Source organism: Imperialibacter sp. EC-SDR9, assembly GCF_902498805.1.
GTDB lineage: Bacteria > Bacteroidota > Bacteroidia > Cytophagales > Cyclobacteriaceae > Imperialibacter.
Genome location: NZ_LR701573.1, coordinates 131,829 through 155,014, shown reverse-complemented (window position 1 = coordinate 155,014; position 23,186 = coordinate 131,829). Strand labels below are relative to the sequence as shown.

Below are 23,186 nucleotides of genomic sequence, written 5' to 3'. Positions count from 1 at the left end.
GTATTAAAACCTCACCCCAACATGATAGCCTACCCAGGCCTTCACGTTTGTGCCCGAAAAAGTCTGGTCATAAAATCCATTCTCACCGAGGCCGAGGCCAAAGCTGCCATCAGCATTAACTGAACGGGAAGTGGATATATTCAATATCGGGCCAGCGTTCACTGATAAGGTTTTGAATATTTTGTAACCTACGTTGACTGACAGTTTGGTCACCTGGTTGAGGTCGTCCTGAAAATCATCCACTCTGTTTACCCCAAAAGAAGCAAGCTCAACGCTTGTTACAAATTTGTCTTTGATTGGTTTAAACTGCGTACCGAAACCTGCACCTACCGCCCATAGGGGATTGTCGCCAGTTTGAATACCCACTTCAAGTACGCTGTAAAACTTATCAGTTCCCGACCTGAATGCTGCATTGATATCGGTAATGTCGTTGTAGCTCAGGGCAACTTCATGCTTGCCAGTCCTAACAATGTTCAGAAAGCCTATTGTTGCACCCTTTTCAACTGTGTCGGCAATGTTGATGATACCAAATTGGAACCCCCGCAGGGTTTTGGTGTAGTTGGCAAAACCAGATGCCTGCACACCGTTTACCTCTTTTGCATGGTTATAAAACCCGCTGAGCTGAGCGCCTTTCAACGAATCGTTGGCATAGTTAACAAAACCGGCACCCTGCACACCCTTTACACTTTTTGCATAATTGACAAAGCCTGAGCCCTGTGCACCAACTACATCACCCAATGCAAAGTTTACAAAGCCGGTTCCCTGCACCCCGGTAATATCTCCGTGAGCGTAGTTCACAAAGCCTGAGCCTTGCCCGCCGATCACATCCCCTTGGGCATAATTCACAAAACCTGAACCCTGAAGCCCTGTCAAGCCTTTGCTCATATTGACAAAGCCTGCCATTTGGGCCCCTGTCACCTGCTGTTTGACGCCGTTTACAAAACCGGCTCCCTGGAAGCCAGTAACGTTTCCTCCAACGAGGTTTACAAACCCAGATAGCTGCAGGTACTTCACGTCCGACCTGTCGACGTTAACAAATCCACCAAGCTCAACACCGTTGACACCGTAATTGTATCCGGCAAATATGTTCAACGAAACATTGTTGAGTGATTGACCATAGGGTTTGAAGTTGGTGCCTAGCACCGGAATAAACGACACCTGGAGTGCCTGCTCGCTGATAATCTCTTCAGCTGCATCGCCTTTCTGGGATTCATCTGAAGACTCTTGTGCTTTGCCCGCAAAGGTTACTAAACCAAGGAGCATCATCGATAAAAAAAATTTTGAGTTCATGACTTTAATTTTTTAGAGTTCTACTTAATTTCTCTTTCCCCTATGGAAATTAAAGTCGCTACTACCCCCACGGGCAGATGAAAAAAATCAGAAAAATATTTTTAAGAGTACTATTATGTGGCCAAAAAGGCTAAAAAAGGCGCAAAGCGGCAGTATATCCTACCCAAACCTTAGAGTTGGAAGTTGCGCCAGAAGATTTGAAAAGTGGTCGTCCGCCAAATTTTGTGGAAAGATCCAGCGCCTCACTGTCGGAAGAGTAATTAAAGAAATGAACAACAGGGCCAGCATTGATCGAAGCCCATTTCAACAGCCTAAATCCGAAATTGACCTGGAAACGGTAGTCACTCGGGGCGTTTTCAATCCAGGTATCCATTGGTTGCACAGTGTTTGTTGACAGCTCAAAGTCTGTATAGATTTTCTCGGTCCAATCCACCTCTGTTCCTACGCCTATTCCCATTGACCAAATGGTGTTCTCCTGTGGAACAACGCCAAACGTTAACAAGGTGTAGAAATGCTTCGTGCCAGACCGGAAGGAAAAATTCAGATCAGTGATGTCGTTGGCGCTCACGTCAAAGGAGTGAAACCCTTCTTTCACAAGGTTCACGACTCCTATCGTAGCTCCTTTCTCAACCCTTTTTGCAATATTTAAAATGCCAATCTGTAGCCCTTTCACTGTTCCAGCCATATTGATAAGACCGGAAGCCTGAACACCATTAACGGCGGTGGCCATATTCAAGAAGCCGGCCCCTTGAATACCCCTCACCCTTCCTGCCATGTTCACAAAGCCTGTTCCCTGAACACCGTTCATGTCGAGCAGCGTAAAGTTAGTGAAGCCTGAGAGCTGTGCGCCATTGATGTTGTTGGCCACATTCACAAAGCCGGTACCCTGCAGGCCGGTATACCTCGTGCCAGCGTGATTGACAAATCCTGAAAGCTGCGTTCCGGTGCCTCCACTGGGTGTCAAATTGACGAAGCCAGATAACTGAGCACCATCCACCTGGCCCCCAACAATATTGCCAAAGCCACCTGCCTGAAAGCCCTTCACATCCATCCTGTCAACGTTGAAAAATCCTCCCAGCTCAACACCACTAACCGAATGATTGTAGCCAGCAAACATATTGAGAGAAACATTGTTGCCAATTTTTCCACCCATGACGCCATTGGTACCTATCACTGGCAAAAACGATACCTGTAACCAACGCTGCTCGACCATGTCAACGTTGCGAATATGCTGCTTCGCTTTTCTGTTGACCAAAAACCTGACAATGTTCAAAGAATCAATGAAACGCCGGAGTGTTCTGTCTCTGGTTTCTTCGGTTGCTTCCAATGGCTGCAGCTCAATCTTAACCGGCGCTATCTGCTGATTAACAATCCTGATTACCGTGTCTTTATAGTTCTCTTTGCTGATGGCGAAAGCCGTCACGCCATCCTGAAAAAAGGTGGACAGTTTGTAAGAACCATCCTCACCGGAAAGGGTCGATGATAAATTATTTACGTCGTAAACACTCGTATTGGCAAGGCTCCTGCCCGTGCGGGCATCTACAACTTCGCCTACAAACTCGATATTGGACTTGTGCGATTGCCTATCTGCCACCGGCTGAATAATAATGTAGCTGCCCCGTACTTTGTAATCGAAGCTCTTTCCAATCGTCTTTTTTAAAACTTCCTCAAGTGATGTCTCCTGAAAGCTGGCAGTAACGTTTTTATTTGGAAGCAGGTCCGGATTATAGGAAAATCTGCAGTCGGCCTGATTCGATATTTCAGTAAGCGCCTGCCCAATCGGAAGATCAGTGAAGGTTAGTGACAGCCGTTGGTCAAGCAGGTTTTGACACCAGGCCCTACCAACAACCGCTACCAAAAAAAATGTTAAAAAAATCAGTTTTCCGGACATCCCGTTCCCTTTAAAAGAATGACGTTTCCACTTTTACTAACCTTCAGGTCGAGCGTCAGCGCAATCACATCAAGGATATTGTTCAAAGAGTCATTTTCAAAGTTTACGGATAGGCGACAGTTAGCCATTTGCTCATTTTCAAGCTCAATGTCTACAAAATAGGCCTCTTCAATAGCATCGATCACGTCTGGGAGAGAATGGCCAGCAAAGGAAAGCCGACGGGTTCTCCAAAACTGATCTACTCCGGTTGAAGTAGACCCACCGGTAGAGGCCAAAAGCCCCGACTTGGCTGTGTACGTAGCTTTCTCCCCCGGGGTTAGAATAATTTCCTGCGTGCCCACAGAAAAAGACACTCTTCCGGTGAGCACAAAGACAGCAACCGTGTCCTCCATTACCGAACTCTTGACGTTGAATGAGGTACCAAGCACCGTAATGATAGCAGGCCCGGCATGAATAACAAAAGGCTTAACGGTATCGGGCGCCACTTCAAAAAAAGCTTCTCCTTTCAAGTTCACCTGCCGAAGATTGGCAGCAAACTCCTCGGGGTATTGAATAATACTTTCTTCATTCAGGGTGATATGGGAGCCATCCTGAAGGTCAACGTTTATTATCTCGGAGGCTGACGCTACCTCGGTCATCTGCACTTCGGTGAAATAGCTGCGCAAGAAATAAGTGATGCCACCCAGCAGAACCAGAGAAGCTGCAATCCGCATAATCCACGGATTTCGACTTTCCAATTTCCTCTGGTTGCTGACGGCGGTTGCCTTAGCCGTTTTTACGTTGGCCCAGGCAGTGTCTACATCAAAAGATGTGTGTGTCGTTGCGTCGTCTATCATCACAGCTCCGAGGTCTTCCCAAAGCATTTTTTGCTGAACAAATGCCTCCTCATTTGCCGGAGACCCGGAAATCCATATCATCACAGCCGCTGATTCTTCATCAGACGCCTCACCGGCAAAATATTTTGCCAGTAACTCGTTAGTGATCATATGTGGACTTTGCTTACTCATCTCTTCATTTGTTCGACAACAAGATTACCATTTACCCCCATGCAAAAACAGAAACAATAAAACCACCGGAAGGTACTCCCCCAATTCTTCACGCATAATCTTCAGCGCCTTCCCCATTTGATTCTCCACGGTTTTCAACGACAAGTTCAGTTCGTCGGCAATTTCCTTATATCTTTTGCCCTCAAACCGGTTTAGCTCAAATATCTCCCGACATTTTTCCGGGATTTTATCCATAGCACTGGCAATCTTTTCTTTTAGCTCCTCTAGTTCCAGAAAGTCGGTAGACTCTCCCACTGGCGCCACGTATCTTGTTCTGTCTGCATACTTCTGCTCTACCTTCTGGTGCTTGATATAATTGAGGCAGGCATTCCTGACGGCCCCAAAAAGGTAGGACTTTATCGACGTTTTGATTTTCAACAGATCTGTTTTGATCCATATATCGCTGAAAAGCTCCTGCACAATTTCCTCCGCTATTTCCGTGTCTTTGACATATTTGAGGGCAAAGGAAGCCAGCCCTGAATAATATTCACGGAAAATCCCCTCGAAGACTTTTTCGTCAGCGACATTGACAATGTGGACACTATGTTCTACCTGCTCTGACAGTTTCTGTGTTATTTCCTGCAATAATAGTGAGTTTTAGATCAAAACAGCTTGCATCCACGGTTAAGAACCCAAAAGTAGCCAGCCAAAAAAAAAGAAAAGCCGGGAACGCCCCGGCTTTATATTGTTTAAGCTTTTACAAGGCTATTCTTCGTGCAAAACATCAACAGGGTTGCTGAAAGCCGTTTTTACCGACTGATAGCTTACTGTGAGAACGGCCAAAACCAGGGCACTCAATCCAGCGTAAATAAACACCTGCCAGTTGATAGCGGTTCTGTACTGATAGTTTTGCAGCCACACATTAGCCGCCCACCAGCCAAGCGGCACGGAGATAGCGAAGGCAATGATCACAAGCCGGGCGAAATCCTTACCCATTAGCACCACAAGCTGACTGACCGACGCCCCCAACACTTTCCGGATGCCAATCTCCTTGTTGCGCACTTCTGCCATATAGGAAGCCAGCCCTAGTAGGCCCATACATGCAATTAGTATAGCCAAACCGGTGAATACCGAAAACAGTTGACCAAGGCGCTGCTCAAATTCAAAAGCGCTGAAAAACATAGCATCAGTGAACTGATAGCTAAATGGTAAGCCAGGTGCAAATTCGTCCCACTGCAATGTTAAAAAGCTTAGAAAGTCTTTTACGTCTGCAGCTTGATTATTTTCCGGCTTCAGTCTGACGGACAGAAAATGTGTCTCCTGATGGGTGATAGGTGCCCCATAAGGAAATACCGCCAGCGGCTGTATCGGGCTGTCAAGCGTCCAGTAGTTAAAATCTCTGATCACACCGATAACGTTGAAACGGGTACCCCAGTAAACTAGCTTTTTGCCTATCACAGTCTCATCATTGTTCCAGCCAAGGGCTGTTACTGCATTTTCATTCAGCACAACGCTCGTACGGTCGGCCTGGAATCCTTCTTCAAAGATTCGGCCGTGCAGCACTTCAACACCCAGTGTTTGCAAGTAATTATTACTCACATTCATATAGTTGATGGGCTGCTCGTTCTCCGGATCGTCCTCGGTGGTGAAGCTGTCACCATCCCATATATTGGGAGGAACCGACGTAGACATGCCCACCGAAGCAACCGAAGGATTGTTGCTAAGTACTTCTCTGAACGACACCCGCTTCACTGAGTCCATTCTTTGCACCTGAGGCACAATGATTAGGTTGCTCTTATCAAAACCAATGTCTCTGTTTTGCAAATACGTGATCTGGTCATAAACGATAAAGGAGAGCACGACCAGCGTAATGGATATGGCAAACTGAAATACGACAAGGCCTCCACGAAGAAGCCTGCCGCCCTTTCCCACTTTGTTCTGCTTTCTCAATGCCTGAATCGGACTGAAGCGAGCCATATAAAACGCTGGATAAGCGCCGGCAAGAAGGGCGGTGGAAAAAATAATTATTAGCAGGAACATGACCTTTGTGCCACTATCGAAAAGACCAAGGGTGGACAATTGGATGCCCGCCATGGTATTGAAATAGGGGATGCAAAGCTCGACAAGCCCTACGGCCAATGCTGATGAAAATATAACCAGGATAAAAGACTCGGCCAGGAACTGAAAAAGCAGATGCTCCTTCAATGCGCCCATCATTTTACGCACACCCACCTCTTTTGACCTGCTGACCGATCGTGCTGTGGCCATGTTCATGTAGTTAACACTGGCCAGCACAAGCACCATAATGGCTATGGCGGACAGTACATACACATAGAGAATATTACTGGTTGGGCCGAGCCGGTTGGGTGAACTTACAGAATGCAGCCATATATCAGACAAAGGCATCAGGTACAAATGCCAGGGCTTGCCGCCAGAGGTAATTGATTCATAAGCCTTGCCTGCTCTTTTGCTGGGCAGGTCAAAAATACCTTCCCTGACTGATTCGGGATTTGTGCCATCCTTCAGTAACGCATAGGTGACAAACCCAGACCAAAACCAAGTCGCCTTCCGGGCAGCGACTTCCGGGAATGATGACATAGAGGCAAGTACATTAAAGCTGAAATGGCTATTTGGAGGCACGTCCTCTATTACACCAGTGACTTTGAACAGCCCCTCTGTTCTACCGTCTGCTATTTTCAGGATTTGCCCCATAGCGTCAACTTTTCCAAAATATTTCAACGCCGATGATCGGGTGATGACCACCGAAAATGGCTCATTAAGGGCCGTTTCGGAGTCTCCATCAATCATTTGAAAAGTGAATAGCTGTAAGAAGGTGGAGTCCACCGCACCCACTCCGTTGTCCTCATAGGCGACAGCATTTTGCTGAGAAGGCACACTTACGAGCTTATCACCCACGGTGTACACCCTAGAGGTTTCCTCTACGCCGGGAATGTCTGTGCGAATGGCGTCGGAAACGCCCGGCCCCGTAGAACCAAAAGTCGGATATGCATCGCCCCAGATAAATGTTTGATCGATCCTATAAAGTCGATCACCCTTTTCATGGAATCCATCGTAGCTGAACTGGTAGTCGATATAAAGAGAAATAACCATAAAAACAGCCAGCCCTACACCCAACCCAAACACATTGAGAATGGAGTAAAAGCGCTGCTTGAGCAGGTTCCTTATGGCGACGGTTAGAATGTTCTTTAGCATATCCTTAAATTTTTGTCTAACCTGTTAAGACAACCATTGTACCAAAATATAATCTACTGTTTTTCAGTTAATTACGAATATTTGACTCGCTTTCTCAATTCCAGTATCAAACAGAGGTGTCTGATATCGGACGGTATAAAAAGAAAATCCCACCGAGTGGCGGGATCTTCCAGCATTAGTAACCTATGGCTTTTCAGCTCGGGTAAAGCTCTTCTTATATGTCAATCACATTGTGAAAACTGAGGTCTTTCAGTGAACTCAAGCTTTCATATTTATTCTCAAAATACTCTTCCTGGTCGCTTCCGGGGTATTGTGGTCATTTACGAAGTATGAAATAGTTTTGGATTTCTCTATGCCCGAGATCAGGTAGTTATTTGCCCGAGCACCACCATGTTCTCCAGCGTTGGTGACTCCAGCCCTCCTTTGGGCTCAAGGGTGATGGCAAACGCTACAGCTCCTTTGATGTTCTTCATCTTCACAAGACTATTGGAGTTAGTGAAATCAATCACTCCCATGTCAATCGGCTTACCCTCCACAATGGCCCAAAGCTGATAATCCTGCTGGTCACCTGGTGTGCCTAAGTTGCCAAGGTCGAGGTAGACCTCTTCGGAGGTGGTATTCCAGTAAACAAACAATTGAAGGTTGGAGCCTTCTTTTGTGGCGTTCAGTTGAATTCTCTTGGTATTTTCGTCTGTGGCAAGGGCCAGCATTTGCTCGTTTTGGTCATGCGAATTCTTCACCTGGTTAAGTTCCTGCGCCATCATGCTGTTCTGAGAAACGAGCGCTTCGTATTCCCCACTTACGCTATTGTACTTTTGGAAATAGAATAGCGCTGCGATAAATGAAAGCAGGGCAACGGTTACAGAAGCAGCCATCATCCAGTTATTCTTCGTCTCGCTGGCTGGTTGGAGATGTATCTGCTTACCTTTCCCTACCAGGGTAGACTCGGGAAGAGCGTCAAAAAGTTTCTGCTTAACCGGCACAGGTGGTGCAATTCCCAGCTCCTGATCCATCAACTCCATTGCATGCTCAACAGCCTCAAGTTCAGCCTTCACCTCAGGGTGCTCAGCGCACATACGCTCAACCTCAGCCTTCTCAGGTGCAGAGAGCGTGCCCAGAACGTAAAGTTCCAGTATACCTGATTCGATGAATTCTTTACTTGTCAACGTTCAATAGTTTTCTTAACAATATCATTCCAGCCCTTAACCTGGTTTTCACCGTGCCAAGAGGAATATTGAATTTCTCTTCAATTTCCGATTGAGTGTATCCCTGAAAGTACATCAAGTCCACAATCTCTGCCTGATCCGGTTTTAGCTTGCTGAGCAATTCCCTCACTCCAATCCCGTCCACCTTCATTTCTTCCATTGGCAAGGCTGCCTCTGCATATACGAAGGACTCCACCGAATCAGTTTTACCCGATTGAGAAAATTCTTTTGACCGGGTTTTATCAATGGCCAGGTTTCGGGCAATATTCACCATCCAGGTATACAGCTTTCCTTTAGAGGAATCGTATTTTTCTGAGCGCTCCCAATACCGCAAAAAGGCATCGTTAAGCACCTCGGAGGCTACTTCTTCACTTCGGACAATTCGAAAAACGACACCATAAATAGCCTTTGAGTACCTGTCGTACAGGTACTCAAAAGCCAGCTTGTCCTTTTCCTGAACACGGCGGACTAACTCTTCTTCCGGGATGATATAGACGGTTCTTCCGCTCAACTACCGCTTTTTACAAATGAATTACCTCGTCGTAAGCCGCTGCTGCTGCTTCCATCACCGCTTCAGACATAGTCGGGTGAGGGTGTACCGATTTGATAATTTCATGGCCTGTGGTTTCAAGCTTTCTCGCTGTAACAATTTCAGCGATCATTTCCGTCACGTTAGCACCGATCATATGTGCACCAAGCAGCTCGCCGTATTTGGCATCAAAAATTAGTTTCACAAATCCGTCGGCGGCTCCGGCGGCTTTGGCTTTGCCTGAGGCTGAGAACGGAAACTTGCCCACCTTCAGCTCATACCCGGCTTCTTTGGCAGCCTTTTCGGTGTAGCCTACAGAAGCCACTTCTGGCGAGCAGTAGGTACAACCAGGGATATTGTTGTAATCCAGCGGTTCAGGGTGATGCCCTGCAATTTTCTCTACGCAGATAATACCCTCGGCAGAAGCAACGTGCGCCAGCGCCTGGCCCTTCACAATATCGCCGATGGCATAAATGCCTGGTATATTCGTTTTGTAGTAATCATCTACCAGCACTTTACCTCTGTCGGTAGCAACGCCCACATCCTCCAGACCTATTCCTTCAAGATTGGTAGAAATACCTACGGCAGACAGTACCACATCACACTCAAGGTTTTCTTCACCTTTTTGCGTTTTCACAGTCACTTTGCATTTCTTGCCTTTGGTGTCGACCTTGGTTACTTCCGAGTTGGTCATGATGGTCATGCCGGCTTTCTTAAAGATTCTTTCCAGCTGCTTAGAAACTTCTTCATCTTCCAGTGGCACAATATTGGGGAGAAACTCTACGACGGTGACGTCCACCCCAATTGACTTGTAGAAGTACGCAAACTCAACGCCGATGGCGCCCGAACCTACCACCACCATGCTTTGTGGCTTTTTGTCAAGCGTCATGGCCTTTCTATAGCCGATAATTTTTTCATTATCGATGGGCAATGCCGGCAATTCACGTGAACGACCTCCGGTTGCCACTATGATGTGGTCAGCCTGGTAGTCCGTCTTCTTACCGTCTTTGGCAGTTACTTCGACTGTCTTGTTTTTCTTTAGCTTACCGAATCCTTCGATGTGATCGATTTTATTCTTTTTAAAAAGGAACTGGATGCCTTTGCTCATTCCGTTGGCTACATCCCGGCTTCTCTTCACCATGCCATCAAAATCTGCCTCGGCGCCTTTTACTGAGATACCGTAGTCTTTGGCATGATTGATATATTCAAATACCTGGGCACTTTTAAGTAGGGCTTTGGTAGGTATACAGCCCCAGTTGAGGCAAATTCCGCCCAGCTCATCACGTTCTACCACACCTACTTTCATTCCCAGTTGAGAGGCCCTGATAGCGGCCACATAGCCTCCGGGTCCACTCCCAATAACAATCAAATCGTATTTCGTAGCCATTTGAATATGTTTATGTCAATTTAAAATATAGTCTGGCGGCAAATTTAAACCGTTTGGCTGGAGAAAAAAATTTACATTATATATCGTAATTTCTTTCCCGAAACCATCAAGCGGGTCATTTGTATAAGAGGTCTTAATATGCTTATTTCGACTTTACATGAGCACTCAAATGAGCCCGTATCGACGTCCTTGTTTGAAGGTTTTAAATAGAACCACTTTATAGGAAGGTAGGTTCGGAGTGAATTAAACAACTTTATATAATGAAACTATTGGAAGGAAAAGTCGCCCTCATTACCGGCGCTTCAAAAGGTATTGGTAAATCTATTGCACTGGCCTTCGCTGAGCAAGGTGCTACTGTAGCTTTTACTTATCTGTCAAGTGTGGAAAAAGGCCAGGCGCTCGAAAAAGAGCTGTCGGCAAAAGGTGTAACAGCCAAAGGCTACAGATCGGATGCCAGTGACTTTCAGGCGGCTGAAGAGCTGATCAACTCAGTAGTAACCGACTTTGGAAGACTCGACGTGCTGGTAAACAACGCCGGCATCACAGCCGACACACTGCTGATGAGAATGAGCGAAGAGCAGTGGGACAAGGTAATTCAGGTGAACCTGAAATCTTGCTTTAACACAGTGAAGGCCGCCACCAAGCCCTTTTTGAAGCAAAAAAGTGGCAGCATCATCAACATGACCTCAGTGGTTGGTCTCAAAGGCAATGCAGGCCAGGCGAACTATGCTGCTTCCAAGGCAGGCATCATAGGCTTCACCAAATCCGTAGCCCTGGAGTTTGGCTCCCGCAATATCAGATCCAATGCCATAGCTCCAGGTTTTATAGAAACTGAAATGACTGATGTGCTTGACGAAAAAATAGTTCAGTCGTGGAGAGATGCTATTCCCTTGAAAAGAGGTGGCCAGCCCGAAGATGTGGCCAATGCTTGCATCTTTCTTGCCTCCGACATGTCAACCTACATCACAGGCCAGGTGATCCAGGTCGATGGTGGTCTGCTGACCTAAAACCTTTGACTCGGTAATCGGCTTTGCAACCACACCGGTCACTCATCGCCGATTACCGGTTAACATAACCCAGCGTGCCGCTCACCAAATTTACAGTAACTTCCAACACCCTTTTGCGGTGCACTTCGTTATCATTGATGTGTCTTAAAGAGCCAAATGACAGAAAACAATAATTTACTGTTCGAACATTCTCCCTGGTGGATTTTGGCGTGCTGTGCTTTGGGTTTGCTTTATGCTTTTTTGCTGTACCAGAAAAAATCAACCTGGTCAACACTGACAAACCGCATCCTTTTCAGCATTCGTTTTCTGCTGGTAAGCTTCCTGGCCATTTTGTTGCTCAGCCCTTTTCTCAGGCTTGTACTTAATCAGGTAGAAGAACCCATTTTCGTCCTTGCACTCGATAACTCCACTTCGGTTGCCAGCGGTTTAGACTCTACTCAGCTTTTGGCCGTGTCCAGGCAAGTGGATCAGCTGGCTGCCGCACTAGGTGCAAAAGACATTACAGTAGAAAGAAGGAACCTCAACAACGAAGACCTTTCAAAGTTTGAAGGCACACCTTTTGACCAGAAAACAACCGACCTTTCAACGCTCCTCAGAGAGTGGCAAACCGAATTCGAAGGAAGAGCGTTTGCAGGTGCACTGATAGTATCTGATGGCATCTACAACAAGGGCATGGCTCCCCAGTATCTCAACTTTACCGGCAAAGTTTATACGCTGGGCGTTGGAGACACAATTCCTGTAAAGGATCTCATTTTGAACAATGTTCAGTTCAACAAAATCGCTTATCAGGGAAACCTTTTCCCAGTGCGGGCAGAGATAATTAACCAAGGCATTGAAACAGGAGAGTTGGAAGTCTCCATTTTAAAAGACGGGAAAATAATCAGCACGCAAAGAATTAAAGGCGGCGGTGGTGAGCTTCTCAACGCCGACTTTCAGGTGCCCGCCGAGCAGAAAGGCCTTCAGCACTACGTAGTTCAAGTATCGACCCATCCTGAAGAAACGATTCTTTCCAACAACCGGCAGGACATATACATCGACATTGTAGAGGGCAAAGAAAAAATCCTCATTGCTTCCGGCGCTCCCCACCCCGACATCAAGGCCCTTAAGGCTGCCATATCGAAAAATGAGAACTACGAAGTAAAAACCTATGTGCCGATGGTAGACAAAGAGCTGCCTACCGACGTATTTGACCTCGTTATCCTCATCTCCCCTTTCGAAAGACAGCGAAGACTAGCTGCTTTGTTAGAGAGAGTGAAAAATGAAAACATGAGTGCCTGGTATGTGCTGGGCAGCACTACTTTGTGGGCAGAAGCCAACAATCAAAATACCCTCTTCAAGGTGGAGAGAACGAGAAATGAATCAGACCAGGTCAGGCCAGCATACAATGATGCCTTTCAGCTTTTCACGTTCGAAAGTGAGTGGAAAGGGATAGTCAATTCTTACTACACCCCAGTCACGGTTCCATACGGTGACTATCAAATAAGTGGTGGTGTAGCTGTGGCTTTGTTCCAGAAAGTAGGCGCTATTACCACACCCCGGCCCATGTGGTTTTTCTCACAAAACCAGCTGCCCAAGCAAGCGGTGACTTTAGGTGAAGGCCTTTGGCAATGGCGCATGCAGGAGTACTCGAGAACAGATAATTATGTAGCATTTGATAATCTCGTGCTGAAAACGGCACAATACCTGAGCTCTAAAGAAGACAAAAGGAAGTTTCGGGTGTACACGACAAAAACTGAATTTTTCGACAACGAGCAGATCATTTTTCAAACTGAAACCTATAACGACGTCTTCGAGCCTGTTTATGGCACAGAGGTGGAGCTAAAGCTGACCTATGCCGATGGAAGCGTAACCAACTACAACTATACTACTGCGCCGGGAAATACCCGATTCCGGCTCAATGGATTGAAAGATGGTATTTATAAGTTTGAAGCCAGTGCCATGGTAAACGGGAACAGGGAGCTTGCCTCGGGTCAGTTTACAATAAGAAAGCTCGACCTTGAAAACCTACAGCTGACAGCCAATTTTAATGTTTTGAGAGAGTTGTCAGCAAGCACAGGCGGTAAGTTTTACGCAGCCAATCAGGTTGACGCCATGATCGCCGACCTCACCGCACTGCAACCAAAAGGCAGGATTTACAGCTCAGAAAACTACCTTCCGATTATTCATCTCTGGTGGATCTTCACTATCCTCCTGGTACTGCTGTCAGCAGAGTGGTTTACCCGAAAATATTCGGGCAGCTATTGAAACTAAGTCCTCATCACTTGATTAAACCGGGATTAATTTGAATAAAGACTACAAAAGTTTGGTTTGGGTCAGTAGCGTAAATACCCCTTCCAACTAAGCTGCAAGCCATTGCCCAGGGCTGTCTTAATAAACTTTTGTAGTCTGGTGGTGGCAGAAGTGGTTTACCAGAAAGTATTCAGGCAGCTATTAAAAAACAAAAGCCAGAAGTGAGACCTCTGGCTTAGCTAATTCTATTTGAGTATTTACTTCAGTTACTCTTTCTTTTCTTTCTTCACTTTCTTCTTTTTCAGCGAAATCACCAACTGCTCGGCGTCGGTTACATGATCGGCAAGGATAACGTCCCCCTCCTCAATTTCACCTCTAAGAATTTCTTCAGCCACAGGATCTTCCAGGTATTTCTGAATAGCCCGGTTTAGCGGTCTTGCACCATATTGTGGATCATAGCCCTTGTCCGACAAGAAATCCTTTGCCTTTTCCGTCAGCTCCACCTGATAGCCAAGGTCTGTGATTCTCCTGAACAGCTTACCAAGAGTGATGTCGATGATCTTATGGATATGCTCTCTTTCAAGACTATTGAAGATGATGATATCGTCTAACCTGTTCAAGAATTCAGGGCTGAAGGTTTTCTTCAAAGCATTCTGGATGGTCGACTTCATCACCTCATCCATGCTGTTTTGTCTCGACTGAGTGGCAAAACCAATGCCCGCTCCGAAATCCTTCAAATCACGCACACCAATATTGGAGGTCATGATAATAATTGTATTTCTGAAATCGACTCTTCTACCAAGTCCATCAGTAAGAATACCGTCATCGAGCACTTGCAACAGGATGTTAAACACATCTGGGTGTGCTTTCTCAATCTCGTCGAGTAGCACCACAGCATAAGGCTTACGGCGCACTTTTTCAGTCAATTGACCGCCTTCTTCATAGCCAACATATCCGGGAGGCGCTCCCACAAGTCTCGATACAGAGAATTTCTCCATGTATTCGCTCATGTCGATGCGCACCAGCGAATCGTCTTTATCGAAAAGGTAAGTAGAAAGCACTTTTGCCAGTTCGGTTTTTCCAACACCTGTAGGACCAAGGAAAACAAAAGATCCGATAGGCTTCTTAGGATCCTTCAAACCTACTCTCGTGCGCTGAATAGACCTTACCAGTTTCTTGATAGCCTCTTCCTGACCAATTACTTTGCCAGCCAGCTCTTCACCCATTTTCAGCAATTTATTGCCTTCCTTCTGAGCTACCCTGCTGGCAGGAATGCCGGTCATCATGGCTATTACTTCCGCTACGCTTTCCTCGTCAACTGCATAACGCTTCGACTTAGTCTCTTCTTCCCAGCGAGTCTTGGCATTTTCCAGCTCCTCTATCAGTTTCTTCTCCTTGTCTCTCAGCTGAGCCGCCTCCTCGTACTTCTGGCTTTTTACCACCCTGTTCTTCTCCTTCTTCACATCTTCTATCCGCTCCTCCAACTGCACGATGTCTTCAGGAACATGGATATTGTTAATGTGAACACGGGCACCAGCCTCATCCATCACGTCGATGGCCTTGTCGGGCAGGAACCTGTCGCTGATATACCTGTCGGACAAAAGCACACACGATGCAATTGCTTCTGGTGTATAATTCACATGGTGATGCGACTCGTACTTGTCTTTGATGTTGTTCAGTATCTGCATGGTTTCTTCCACCGTAGTGGCATCCACCATAACTACCTGAAAACGACGGGCAAGCGCACCATCTTTCTCAATATATTGACGGTACTCATCAAGCGTAGTGGCTCCGATGCATTGTATTTCGCCTCTGGCCAAAGCTGGTTTGAACATGTTGGAAGCATCAAGTGACCCTGATGCACCCCCTGCACCTACTATGGTATGCAGCTCATCGATGAAAAGAATTACGTCAGGTGATTTCTCTATCTCATTCATCACCGCCTTCATTCGCTCTTCGAACTGCCCACGGTACTTTGTGCCGGCTACCAGCGAAGCAAGGTCAAGCGTTACTACTCTCTTATTAAAGAGCACTCTCGACACTTTCTTCTGAACGATTCTCAGCGCAAGGCCTTCAGCAATGGCTGTTTTACCAACGCCTGGCTCACCAATGAGAATGGGGTTGTTCTTTTTACGGCGGCTAAGGATTTGTGCCACCCTTTCAATTTCTTTCTCACGACCTACAATTGGGTCAAGCTTGTCATCCTCGGCCATCTTGGTCAGGTCTCTGCCAAAATTGTCGAGTACAGGCGTTCTGGATTTCTCCCCGCCTTTTGCCGCACCAGCCTCTCCTCTTCCGGCAGACCCACTTCCGCTGCTGCCAAATATTCTTGAAGAGGAATCGTCGTCAGTATCATCAGTGTCTGACGATGCCAACGGATTTTCAGTTTGATATTCCAATAGCTCTTTCACGACTTCGTATGTTACGTCAAATTTCTCAAGAATTTGAGTTGCTATATTGTCTTCATCTCTCAGGATAGAAAGCAATAAGTGCTCGGTGCCAATCAACTGACTCTTAAATATTTTTGCCTCCAAATAAGTGATTTTAAGCACTTTCTCTGACTGCCTGGTCAGGGGTATGTTGGCGAGGTTTTTTACATTACTGGTGGCAGTGCCTTTGGTTGCCTGCTCCAGAGCAGTGCGAAGCTCCTCCAGAGAAACGCCCAGTTTCTTCAGCAAGCCTACAGCTACACCTTCGCCTTCTCTAATCATCCCCAACAATAAATGTTCAGTGCCTATATAGTCATGCCCGAGACGGAGCGCCTCTTCCCGGCTTAGAGAAATTACCTCTTTGACTCTATTAGAAAATTTTGCTTCCATAAAATGGTATATCCTGTATTAGAGTAAAAATAATTTTTTAGCAGCGCAATTACTACTAATTGATGGTCGATTTGAATCTATTTAACAACGCCCTTCTCCCAAATGTTCAGTTCACAATTTACTAAGCTAATAAGGCCACTTTACTGAGGACTTCTTAATAATATGTAATGCATTAGGGCCTTCGCAAAAGATTAAATCGAGAATGGAGAGGTTAGGGACAAATTCGCTGCCAAAGTTTTGCTGGTACACAGCAGGCACGAAATGATCAATTTCCCCATTAGTGCTCTTGGGGCTAATTTTCGACCTGAAATCGGTAAAATCAAAATCTTTTGCCAATAAATATTTTTCTGACTGTAAAAATTTGTCTGACAGTCCGGCGCATTTCAGACATAATGACAGCAACTTTTCATTAAAATCAAGCAGCCTGTCTGTCGGACGCAGAATCGCCGCTTCAAAATCCTCGCCGAAAAATTCGAAGAAAGGCGACTTGCCATAAGCGGAAAGGATGCCCTTCCAGAAAGGCCGCTGCCATGGAATGGTGTTGTCAATCAACACCTCGTGAAAGGGAATTTTGGGAGCTGTGTGGCGCACGGGCACCGTAAGCGCCAGAGGGCCGTTGGCCCCAAGGATGATGCACCTGTTTCTGTAAGACTGCTTGATGTAATTTTCATGCACATCGAAAATCACTTTGTCGAAGCTTTCCCAAACAGCGAAGTATTCAATGCACGGCAATAGCGGAAACTCACAAACCACAATTTTCTCTGCGCCCACTACAAGAACTGGTTAAAGTCTCCAAGCCCTTCTCTGATCACCTCAAACTCGTCGTCAACACAATTCACTATGGTACTGGGTACATTGTTGCCATAGCCGCCGTCAATCACTGCGTCTACCAGGTCTTCGTATTTTTCAAAAATGAGACCCGGATCGGTTGAATACTCAACAACCTCGTCCTCATCGTGAATGGAGGTAGTGATAATCGGGTTGCCCAGCACATTTACTATTTCTCTGGGAATATTGTGGTTTGGCACCCTGATACCGACCGTTTTTTTATTGGCATGCAAAATTTTTGGCACACGGCTGCTGGCTTCCAAAATGAATGTAAAAGGCCCTGGGAGCGCTTTCTTCATCACTTTAAAAACCGGCGTGCTCAGGTGGCGGGTGTATTCGGAAATATGGCTAAGGTCGTAACAAATGAAAGACAGGTTGGCATTCTTCATTTTCAGGCCCTTGATACGCAAAATTTTCTCAATGGCTTTCTGATTGAAAATATCGCACCCCATGCCGTACACTGTGTCGGTTGGGTAAATGATAACTCCTCCGTTTCTCAATATCTCCACCACCTGATCGATCTTCCTCATATCGGGATTATCGGGGTGTATTCTTATCAACTCTGCACTCATATGGTTAGCTCTTTGCCTCCTTTAGAAACATTTTCTGGCCCGAAAAGAATCTTTTTGCATCAAAAAATTCCAAATCCTGTTAAATACACTAAACTTTGAAGCCGCTAAGTTAACTGAAGTTAAACGGGTATGACAAAACGCAACGTATTGGTTGGGGCAATAGTGGTATTTTCCACCCTGGTATCATCATTTGCTTTTTACGCTTATCAGGTGCTTTTTACTCCCAATTTTTTAACCGAAACAGAAGGAGACAAGCCATTCATTATTGAGAAAGAAGCCACATTCAAAGATGTGCAAAACTCGCTGTACGACAATGGTTATGTAACCGATCTGGTCTCGTTCAGCTTCCTTGCCAAGCTGATGAACTACCATGAGGCTGTGAAGCCAGGGTATTATATTATCCGAAAAGACATGAGCAATATCGATGCCATCAGGATGCTTCGGGCGGGGCTGCAACAACCTGTTGACATCACCTTTAGCAATGTGCGCCTCATGAGTGAGTTGCCTGAGAAGCTGAGCAAAAACCTGATGATGTCGGAAGAGGAACTCAGGGCTTTGTTGCTTAGTGACTCGGTGGCTGAGGCTTATGGCTTCACCCAGCAAACGTTCATCAGCATGTTTATTCCAAACACCTACGAGTTGTATTGGACCATTACGGGCAAGGCATTTCTGGACAGGATGCACAGTGAGTACACCAAATTCTGGAGTGCACAAAGGAAAGAAAAGGCCGATGCCCTGGGAATGACGCCCGTGCAGGTATCCACGCTGGCCGCTATTGTGCAGGCCGAATCCATTAAGGGCGAGGAAAGTGCCACCATTGCCGGGCTGTATCTCAACCGCCTAAAGAAAGGCATGCCCCTTCAGGCTGACCCTACGCTCAAATTCGCCCTTGGCGACTTCGCCATCCAGCGACTACTCCTCAAAGACCTCGAAATAGATTCGCCCTACAACACCTACAGGAATGCTGGCTTGCCTCCGGGCCCTATCAACATGCCTACCATTCAGAATATTGACGCCGTGCTGAACTACGAAAAGCATAAGTATCTGTATATGTGTGCCCGAGAAGATTTTTCGGGTTATCATGCGTTTGCCACCAACCTTATTGATCACAACAAGAATGCAAAACGCTTTCAGGACGCATTGAACAAAGCTAAAATATTCCGCTAAGCATGTATACCCACGAAACTCAGCTCAGGGTACGCTACGCCGAAACAGACCAAATGGGCTACGCTTACTATGGCAACTATGCTGCCTACTATGAAGTAGCGAGGGTGGAATGCATAAGGTCACTAGGGTTCTCTTACAAAAAGCTGGAAGAAATGGGCGTGATGCTGCCTGTGCTGGAGCTGCACACCCGTTACCTGCTGCCTGCCCGCTACGACGAGCTGCTGACTATTAAGGTGGTGATCCCCAAAAAGCCGACGCTGAAAATTCTATTTCAATATGAGATATTGAATGAAGCTGGTAAGCTGATCAATGAGGGAGAAACTACACTGGTGTTTATCAACATGGAAACCAACAGGCCCATGCGCATGCCTGAGGTGATGGGGAAGCTGCTGGAGCCTTTTTTTGGTAATCAGTAAGGAGTATACAGTAATAGGTGGGGTACCAATGAGGTGCGTCTTCAATCACCTGAAAGTTCAAAAGCAGCTCTAATCTCAACTATAAGTGGTAAATGGCAGGAAATATTCAGTAATCAGTGGCGTGCTTAGTTTGCGGCGAGTACGAAGATTTAAAGTGCATAAAGTGATGCGGCTCTCTACTATCTACTACTTACTGATCACTGAATACTTTTTTTCTTCCTGCCTATTGGCATATATCACCCAAACCACTACATTTGCAATCCGTTTGAAGAACGACCAAGTAAAGGAGTGGCAGACTTGTCTGTAGATGCCTTGAAACCTCAGACGGAATTTTAATTAGAGGAGTGGCAGAGCGGTCGAATGCGGCGGTCTTGAAAACCGTTGAACTGCGAGGTTCCGGGGGTTCGAATCCCTCCTCCTCTGCAAAAAGCCCCAAATACATAAAGTATGAGGGGCTTTTTCTTTTTTGGTACCGGCGATGGTACCGACATCTGAGAGGCGGATTCTGGATCAAGCAATAAATCTGGGGAGTAAAACTCAAAAATAGAGTTATTCTATTCAGCGATTGGAGATCATAAAGAAGCAAAAGGTCCAAGCCTGTCCCGGCCGGGCGAGACGCATTGAACCAGTTTTTGCTTTTTTATGACCACTCGGAATATTGGGTTTGAAGGGTAATCCCCAGCTTTTCCGCTTGATCCCTGAAAACCTCACCCTGGATGTGCCTGTTCAAGCCCGCAGTGGCACATAAAGACACGAGGCCACAACCATGATTGTTTTGGTGAGTGTCTCCACTCACCAATCCCCTTACTCCCCAGCCTTAAACACTTCGTTCCCCTCGTTACCCCCTGCCATTAAGTAGGCCAGCAGGTCTTTCAACTCTTCCTCGTTCAGCCTGTTCACCAACCCGGGGAACATCAGCGAAATATAAGAGTACTTTGTGCTCACCACCTCGGTCTTAGGGATTGTGCGGGTTACTTCCGGTGCAAATGGGTTCTGGAAAATAACATAGGCTTCGTCCGTTTCGTTGGTCAACCGCCCGACAATGGAGCTGCCGTCTTTCATGGTGAACACAGTGGACGCATACTGATCAGACACCACCTTGTTGGGGTCGATGATCGCTTCCAGCATGTCTTTCTTTGAAAATCTCGTGCCCAGCTGGGTCAGGTCAGGGCCAATGCCGCCACCTTCACCTTGCATCGAATGACAAGAAATGCATCTGGTGGCAGCGTACATATTTTTGCCTTGCAGAAAGTTTCTAACACTTGAATCTCCCTCAATCAATGGCAGCGCTTCATCAACTGTCCAGTTTCTACCGGGGCCTTTAGGTGATGGGGCATTGCTGGCCAGGTCGTTACCTGAGTTCGTTAGCAGGTCACCGCCAGAAAGCTTGTCGTAATACGCTAGCTTGTCTTTGGGCACATGGGTGAGTGCTGCCTGCCTGGCCTTGTTGATAAAACCGACATAGCTCACGCCTCCCTTGTAGCCAAACGCCTTGTTGAACCATTCAAAGTACTTCTGCTGAGTGTCGGCCGTCCAGCCTGATTTAGCTTCACTTAGCACGGTGGCCAGGTAGGTTTGCTGCGCCGGTGGCACTTTGGACAGCATGCCGGCGATGTCCATACCATATTGCGGGTTTCTCAAAATAAGGTCGGACGATGCGCTGGCAGTTTTTTCTATCGGATCGTCCTTAGCATTTTCGAGTAAAGCGAGTGTTTTCTCGGTTCCTTTTGGATCATCCAGGTAAACCAAAAGCTTGCTAAGTCCACGGTTCAGCTTATTGGAGTTGGCTGGGTAAGCCTCATTCAAATAGGCCACCACTTGCGTTTTCACTCCGCCTGTTGGTGCACCCATTCTTAGCATCACCAGTTCCATGGCTCGCAAAAGATCGATTTGTTGCATTTCACTGAGCGCCTTATAATCTACCGATGCCAGTGCTTTCAATGCTGCATCTTTCTGGTTTTTATTGCCATGTCTGGAAAGGGCAATCATCGACTGCGTCAATGCCACAGGCTGCCTTTCCGCCAGCGCTTTGGCCTGCCATTCACTAACAGGCTGGTGCTCTACAGCCATTCTTGCTGCATAGCGAACAAATCGATCTTCATGGCTAAGATAAGGCCAGGCAAAGTCAACCGCTCCGGCCTGAGGTGCTCCATGGTAGGCTTCCAGCTGCTTTCTTAGGGCAGCGGGTTCGGTGGCTGCTGCAACAGCCGGAGCTGCTACCGACTCGTCGCCTGTGTAGGCTACTCTGTAAAGATCCGACTCTAACCGACGACCTCCTGTGAGAAAATACAATGAGCCGTCAGGCCCGAAAATACCGTCTGTGAGCGGTAGGGGAACACCAGACAGGAATTCTTGCGGCTCTGCGGTGTAAGAAGCCCCGTCAGGGCTCAGAAAAATAGCGTAGATAATACCGAAGCTCCAATCGGAAGCAAACAGTGCTTTCTGGTACCTGGCCGGAAACTTAGCATTTTTTCCGTGGATGAGGTTAGTGGGTGAGCCCTGGCCAATATTGATCACTGGTGACAGATTGTCCGGATAGTCGGGCGACCACTTGCTGTTGCCCGTGCGCCAGCCATATTCGCTGCCGCTGGTTACGTGGCATATGCGGGTAGGGCGGTACCACGGCATGCCAAAGTCCCACTCCATGTCCGAATCGTAGGTGAAAAGCTCGCCCTGCTCATTGAAAGCAATGTCAAAAGGATTGCGGTAGCCGACGCTAACCAGCTCCCATGTCGTTCCTTCGGGGTTTATTTTGGCAACCCAGCCACCCGGCGCCATGCGGTCGTTGGCGTGGCCTCGTGGATCCTTGATCAATGGAAACAAATTATCCTCCTGCCACACTTTCGGGTATCTGTAAGCATCCATTTCCGGCACGTCGGTATGGTTACCAGCAACTACATAAATAGATTTTCCATCGGGTGCCAGCACAACACTGTGAGGCCCATGCTCGCCTGCGCCATGCAAAGACTTAATTAATGTGATCGATTCAAACTGATCATCACCATCCAAATCCTGTAGCCTGTAGAGGCCGCTTGTTTTTTCGAACTCCTCATTGCCCCAGTGGTTGACCATCACATACAAACTATTGAAAGCATAGAGCAGCCCCTGGGCGTAGCCCATGCCTATTTTGAAAGCAGAAGTATCATTTAAGGCCGGTTTAAGATCACCTACTTTCAGCCGTTCTATCCTGAGTGAGTCCCCCGACTCTTTGGCTGGAATTTCCAGCCTGTAGAGCCAGCCATACTGGTCGGAGGTGATCATGCGCCCCTTGTCGTCGAACGTCATAGCCACCCACGAGCCGTTTTCGTTCTCGGAAGGGCTGTACAAATGCTCAGCCTCAAAACCGGGCAGCAGCTTCAGCTTGGCAACCTTGGGATGAACAGGCTTTGTTTCAGCTTCTTTCTTTTCCTCGCAGGCTGAGAAAAGACTTACAAAAAGAGCGGCAGACAATCCTGCTAGTATTCTCTGGGAAATGGTGAACTTCATGCAGTTTAATGTTAGGTGTTTAGGATAAGAACTAAATCTAAAAAATACTTTCAGATCAACCACTACTTATTCCCCCAAAGGTAATCAGTGTTGATAACAATTCGTTGGTGGCAGGCAGCCCCTGGCTTTCACCGGGGAGACCTCATAAAGTTTCGAGGCTA

General features: G+C 46.8%; 16 protein-coding genes and 1 tRNA gene. 5 read left to right on the top strand and 12 right to left on the bottom strand.

Annotated elements, in window-relative coordinates:
- Positions 1-3 precede the first annotated feature (3 nt).
- The 8 genes from GC130_RS00745 to lpdA all read right to left on the bottom strand — a co-directional run bounded on the left by GC130_RS00745 (position 4) and on the right by lpdA (position 10,501).
- Positions 4-1,290, bottom strand: a complete 1,287-nt coding sequence (locus tag GC130_RS00745; protein ID WP_151996327.1) for a hypothetical protein — start codon at positions 1,288-1,290, stop codon at positions 4-6.
- A gap of 130 nt (positions 1,291-1,420) precedes the next feature.
- Complete coding sequence (locus tag GC130_RS00740) at positions 1,421-3,181, bottom strand: DUF4974 domain-containing protein (protein WP_151996326.1); 1,761 nt, start codon at positions 3,179-3,181, stop codon at positions 1,421-1,423.
- Complete coding sequence (locus GC130_RS00735) at positions 3,166-4,188, bottom strand: FecR family protein (protein WP_151996325.1); 1,023 nt, start codon at positions 4,186-4,188, stop codon at positions 3,166-3,168. Before GC130_RS00735 ends, GC130_RS00740 begins: the two co-directional genes overlap by 16 nt.
- A 24-nt stretch (positions 4,189-4,212) precedes the next feature.
- Entirely contained in the window at positions 4,213-4,812 is a 600-nt protein-coding gene (locus GC130_RS00730) for an RNA polymerase sigma-70 factor (protein WP_226940353.1), read from the bottom strand.
- A gap of 120 nt (positions 4,813-4,932) precedes the next feature.
- Positions 4,933-7,380, bottom strand: coding sequence for an ABC transporter permease (locus GC130_RS00725; RefSeq protein WP_151996324.1), 2,448 nt, complete (start codon positions 7,378-7,380; stop codon positions 4,933-4,935).
- Positions 7,381-7,742: 362 nt separating this feature from the next.
- Positions 7,743-8,546 (bottom strand): anti-sigma factor domain-containing protein, encoded by an 804-nt coding sequence (locus GC130_RS00720; RefSeq protein WP_151996323.1) that lies wholly within the window; start codon positions 8,544-8,546, stop codon positions 7,743-7,745.
- On the bottom strand, positions 8,536-9,096 hold the full coding sequence (locus tag GC130_RS00715; protein ID WP_226940352.1) for an RNA polymerase sigma factor: 561 nt from the start codon (positions 9,094-9,096) through the stop codon (positions 8,536-8,538). The genes GC130_RS00720 and GC130_RS00715 overlap by 11 nt, the downstream gene beginning before the upstream one ends.
- A gap of 10 nt (positions 9,097-9,106) precedes the next feature.
- Entirely contained in the window at positions 9,107-10,501 is a 1,395-nt protein-coding gene (gene lpdA, locus GC130_RS00710) for a dihydrolipoyl dehydrogenase (protein ID WP_151996322.1), read from the bottom strand.
- Between the two features lie 260 nt (positions 10,502-10,761).
- On the opposite strand from lpdA, the gene fabG reads away from it, so the two are divergent.
- Both fabG and GC130_RS00700 read left to right on the top strand, forming a co-directional pair.
- Positions 10,762-11,508: a 3-oxoacyl-[acyl-carrier-protein] reductase gene (gene fabG, locus GC130_RS00705; protein ID WP_151996321.1), complete on the top strand. Its 747-nt coding sequence runs from the start codon at positions 10,762-10,764 to the stop codon at positions 11,506-11,508.
- Between the two features lie 156 nt (positions 11,509-11,664).
- The gene (locus tag GC130_RS00700; protein ID WP_151996320.1) at positions 11,665-13,752 is read left to right on the top strand and encodes a DUF3488 domain-containing protein; all 2,088 of its coding nucleotides are present in this window, start codon (positions 11,665-11,667) and stop codon (positions 13,750-13,752) included.
- 251 nt (positions 13,753-14,003) lie between these two features.
- Here GC130_RS00700 and GC130_RS00695 read toward each other — a convergent pair whose 3' ends face one another.
- The 3 genes from GC130_RS00695 to GC130_RS00685 all read right to left on the bottom strand — a co-directional run bounded on the left by GC130_RS00695 (position 14,004) and on the right by GC130_RS00685 (position 17,956).
- Entirely contained in the window at positions 14,004-16,556 is a 2,553-nt protein-coding gene (locus GC130_RS00695) for an ATP-dependent Clp protease ATP-binding subunit (protein ID WP_151996319.1), read from the bottom strand.
- Positions 16,557-16,682: 126 nt separating this feature from the next.
- Positions 16,683-17,327 carry a WbqC family protein gene (locus GC130_RS00690; protein WP_151996318.1) on the bottom strand — a complete coding sequence of 215 codons (645 nt, stop codon included), beginning with the start codon at positions 17,325-17,327 and terminating at the stop codon, positions 16,683-16,685.
- Positions 17,327-17,956 (bottom strand): L-threonylcarbamoyladenylate synthase, encoded by a 630-nt coding sequence (locus GC130_RS00685; RefSeq protein ID WP_151996317.1) that lies wholly within the window; start codon positions 17,954-17,956, stop codon positions 17,327-17,329. Before GC130_RS00685 ends, GC130_RS00690 begins: the two co-directional genes overlap by 1 nt.
- Before the next feature lie 129 nt (positions 17,957-18,085).
- Here GC130_RS00685 and mltG point away from each other — a divergent pair, with 129 nt between their 5' ends.
- The 3 genes from mltG to GC130_RS00670 all read left to right on the top strand — a co-directional run bounded on the left by mltG (position 18,086) and on the right by GC130_RS00670 (position 19,962).
- Positions 18,086-19,123, top strand: a complete 1,038-nt coding sequence (mltG, locus tag GC130_RS00680) for an endolytic transglycosylase MltG (protein ID WP_151996316.1) — start codon at positions 18,086-18,088, stop codon at positions 19,121-19,123.
- 2 nt (positions 19,124-19,125) lie between these two features.
- Positions 19,126-19,539 (top strand): thioesterase family protein, encoded by a 414-nt coding sequence (locus tag GC130_RS00675; protein ID WP_151996315.1) that lies wholly within the window; start codon positions 19,126-19,128, stop codon positions 19,537-19,539.
- 338 nt (positions 19,540-19,877) lie between these two features.
- Positions 19,878-19,962 (top strand) — tRNA-Ser (locus tag GC130_RS00670).
- A gap of 381 nt (positions 19,963-20,343) precedes the next feature.
- Here GC130_RS00670 and GC130_RS00665 read toward each other — a convergent pair.
- Positions 20,344-23,025, bottom strand: a complete 2,682-nt coding sequence (locus GC130_RS00665; protein ID WP_151996314.1) for a c-type cytochrome — start codon at positions 23,023-23,025, stop codon at positions 20,344-20,346.
- Positions 23,026-23,186: the final 161 nt, after the last annotated feature.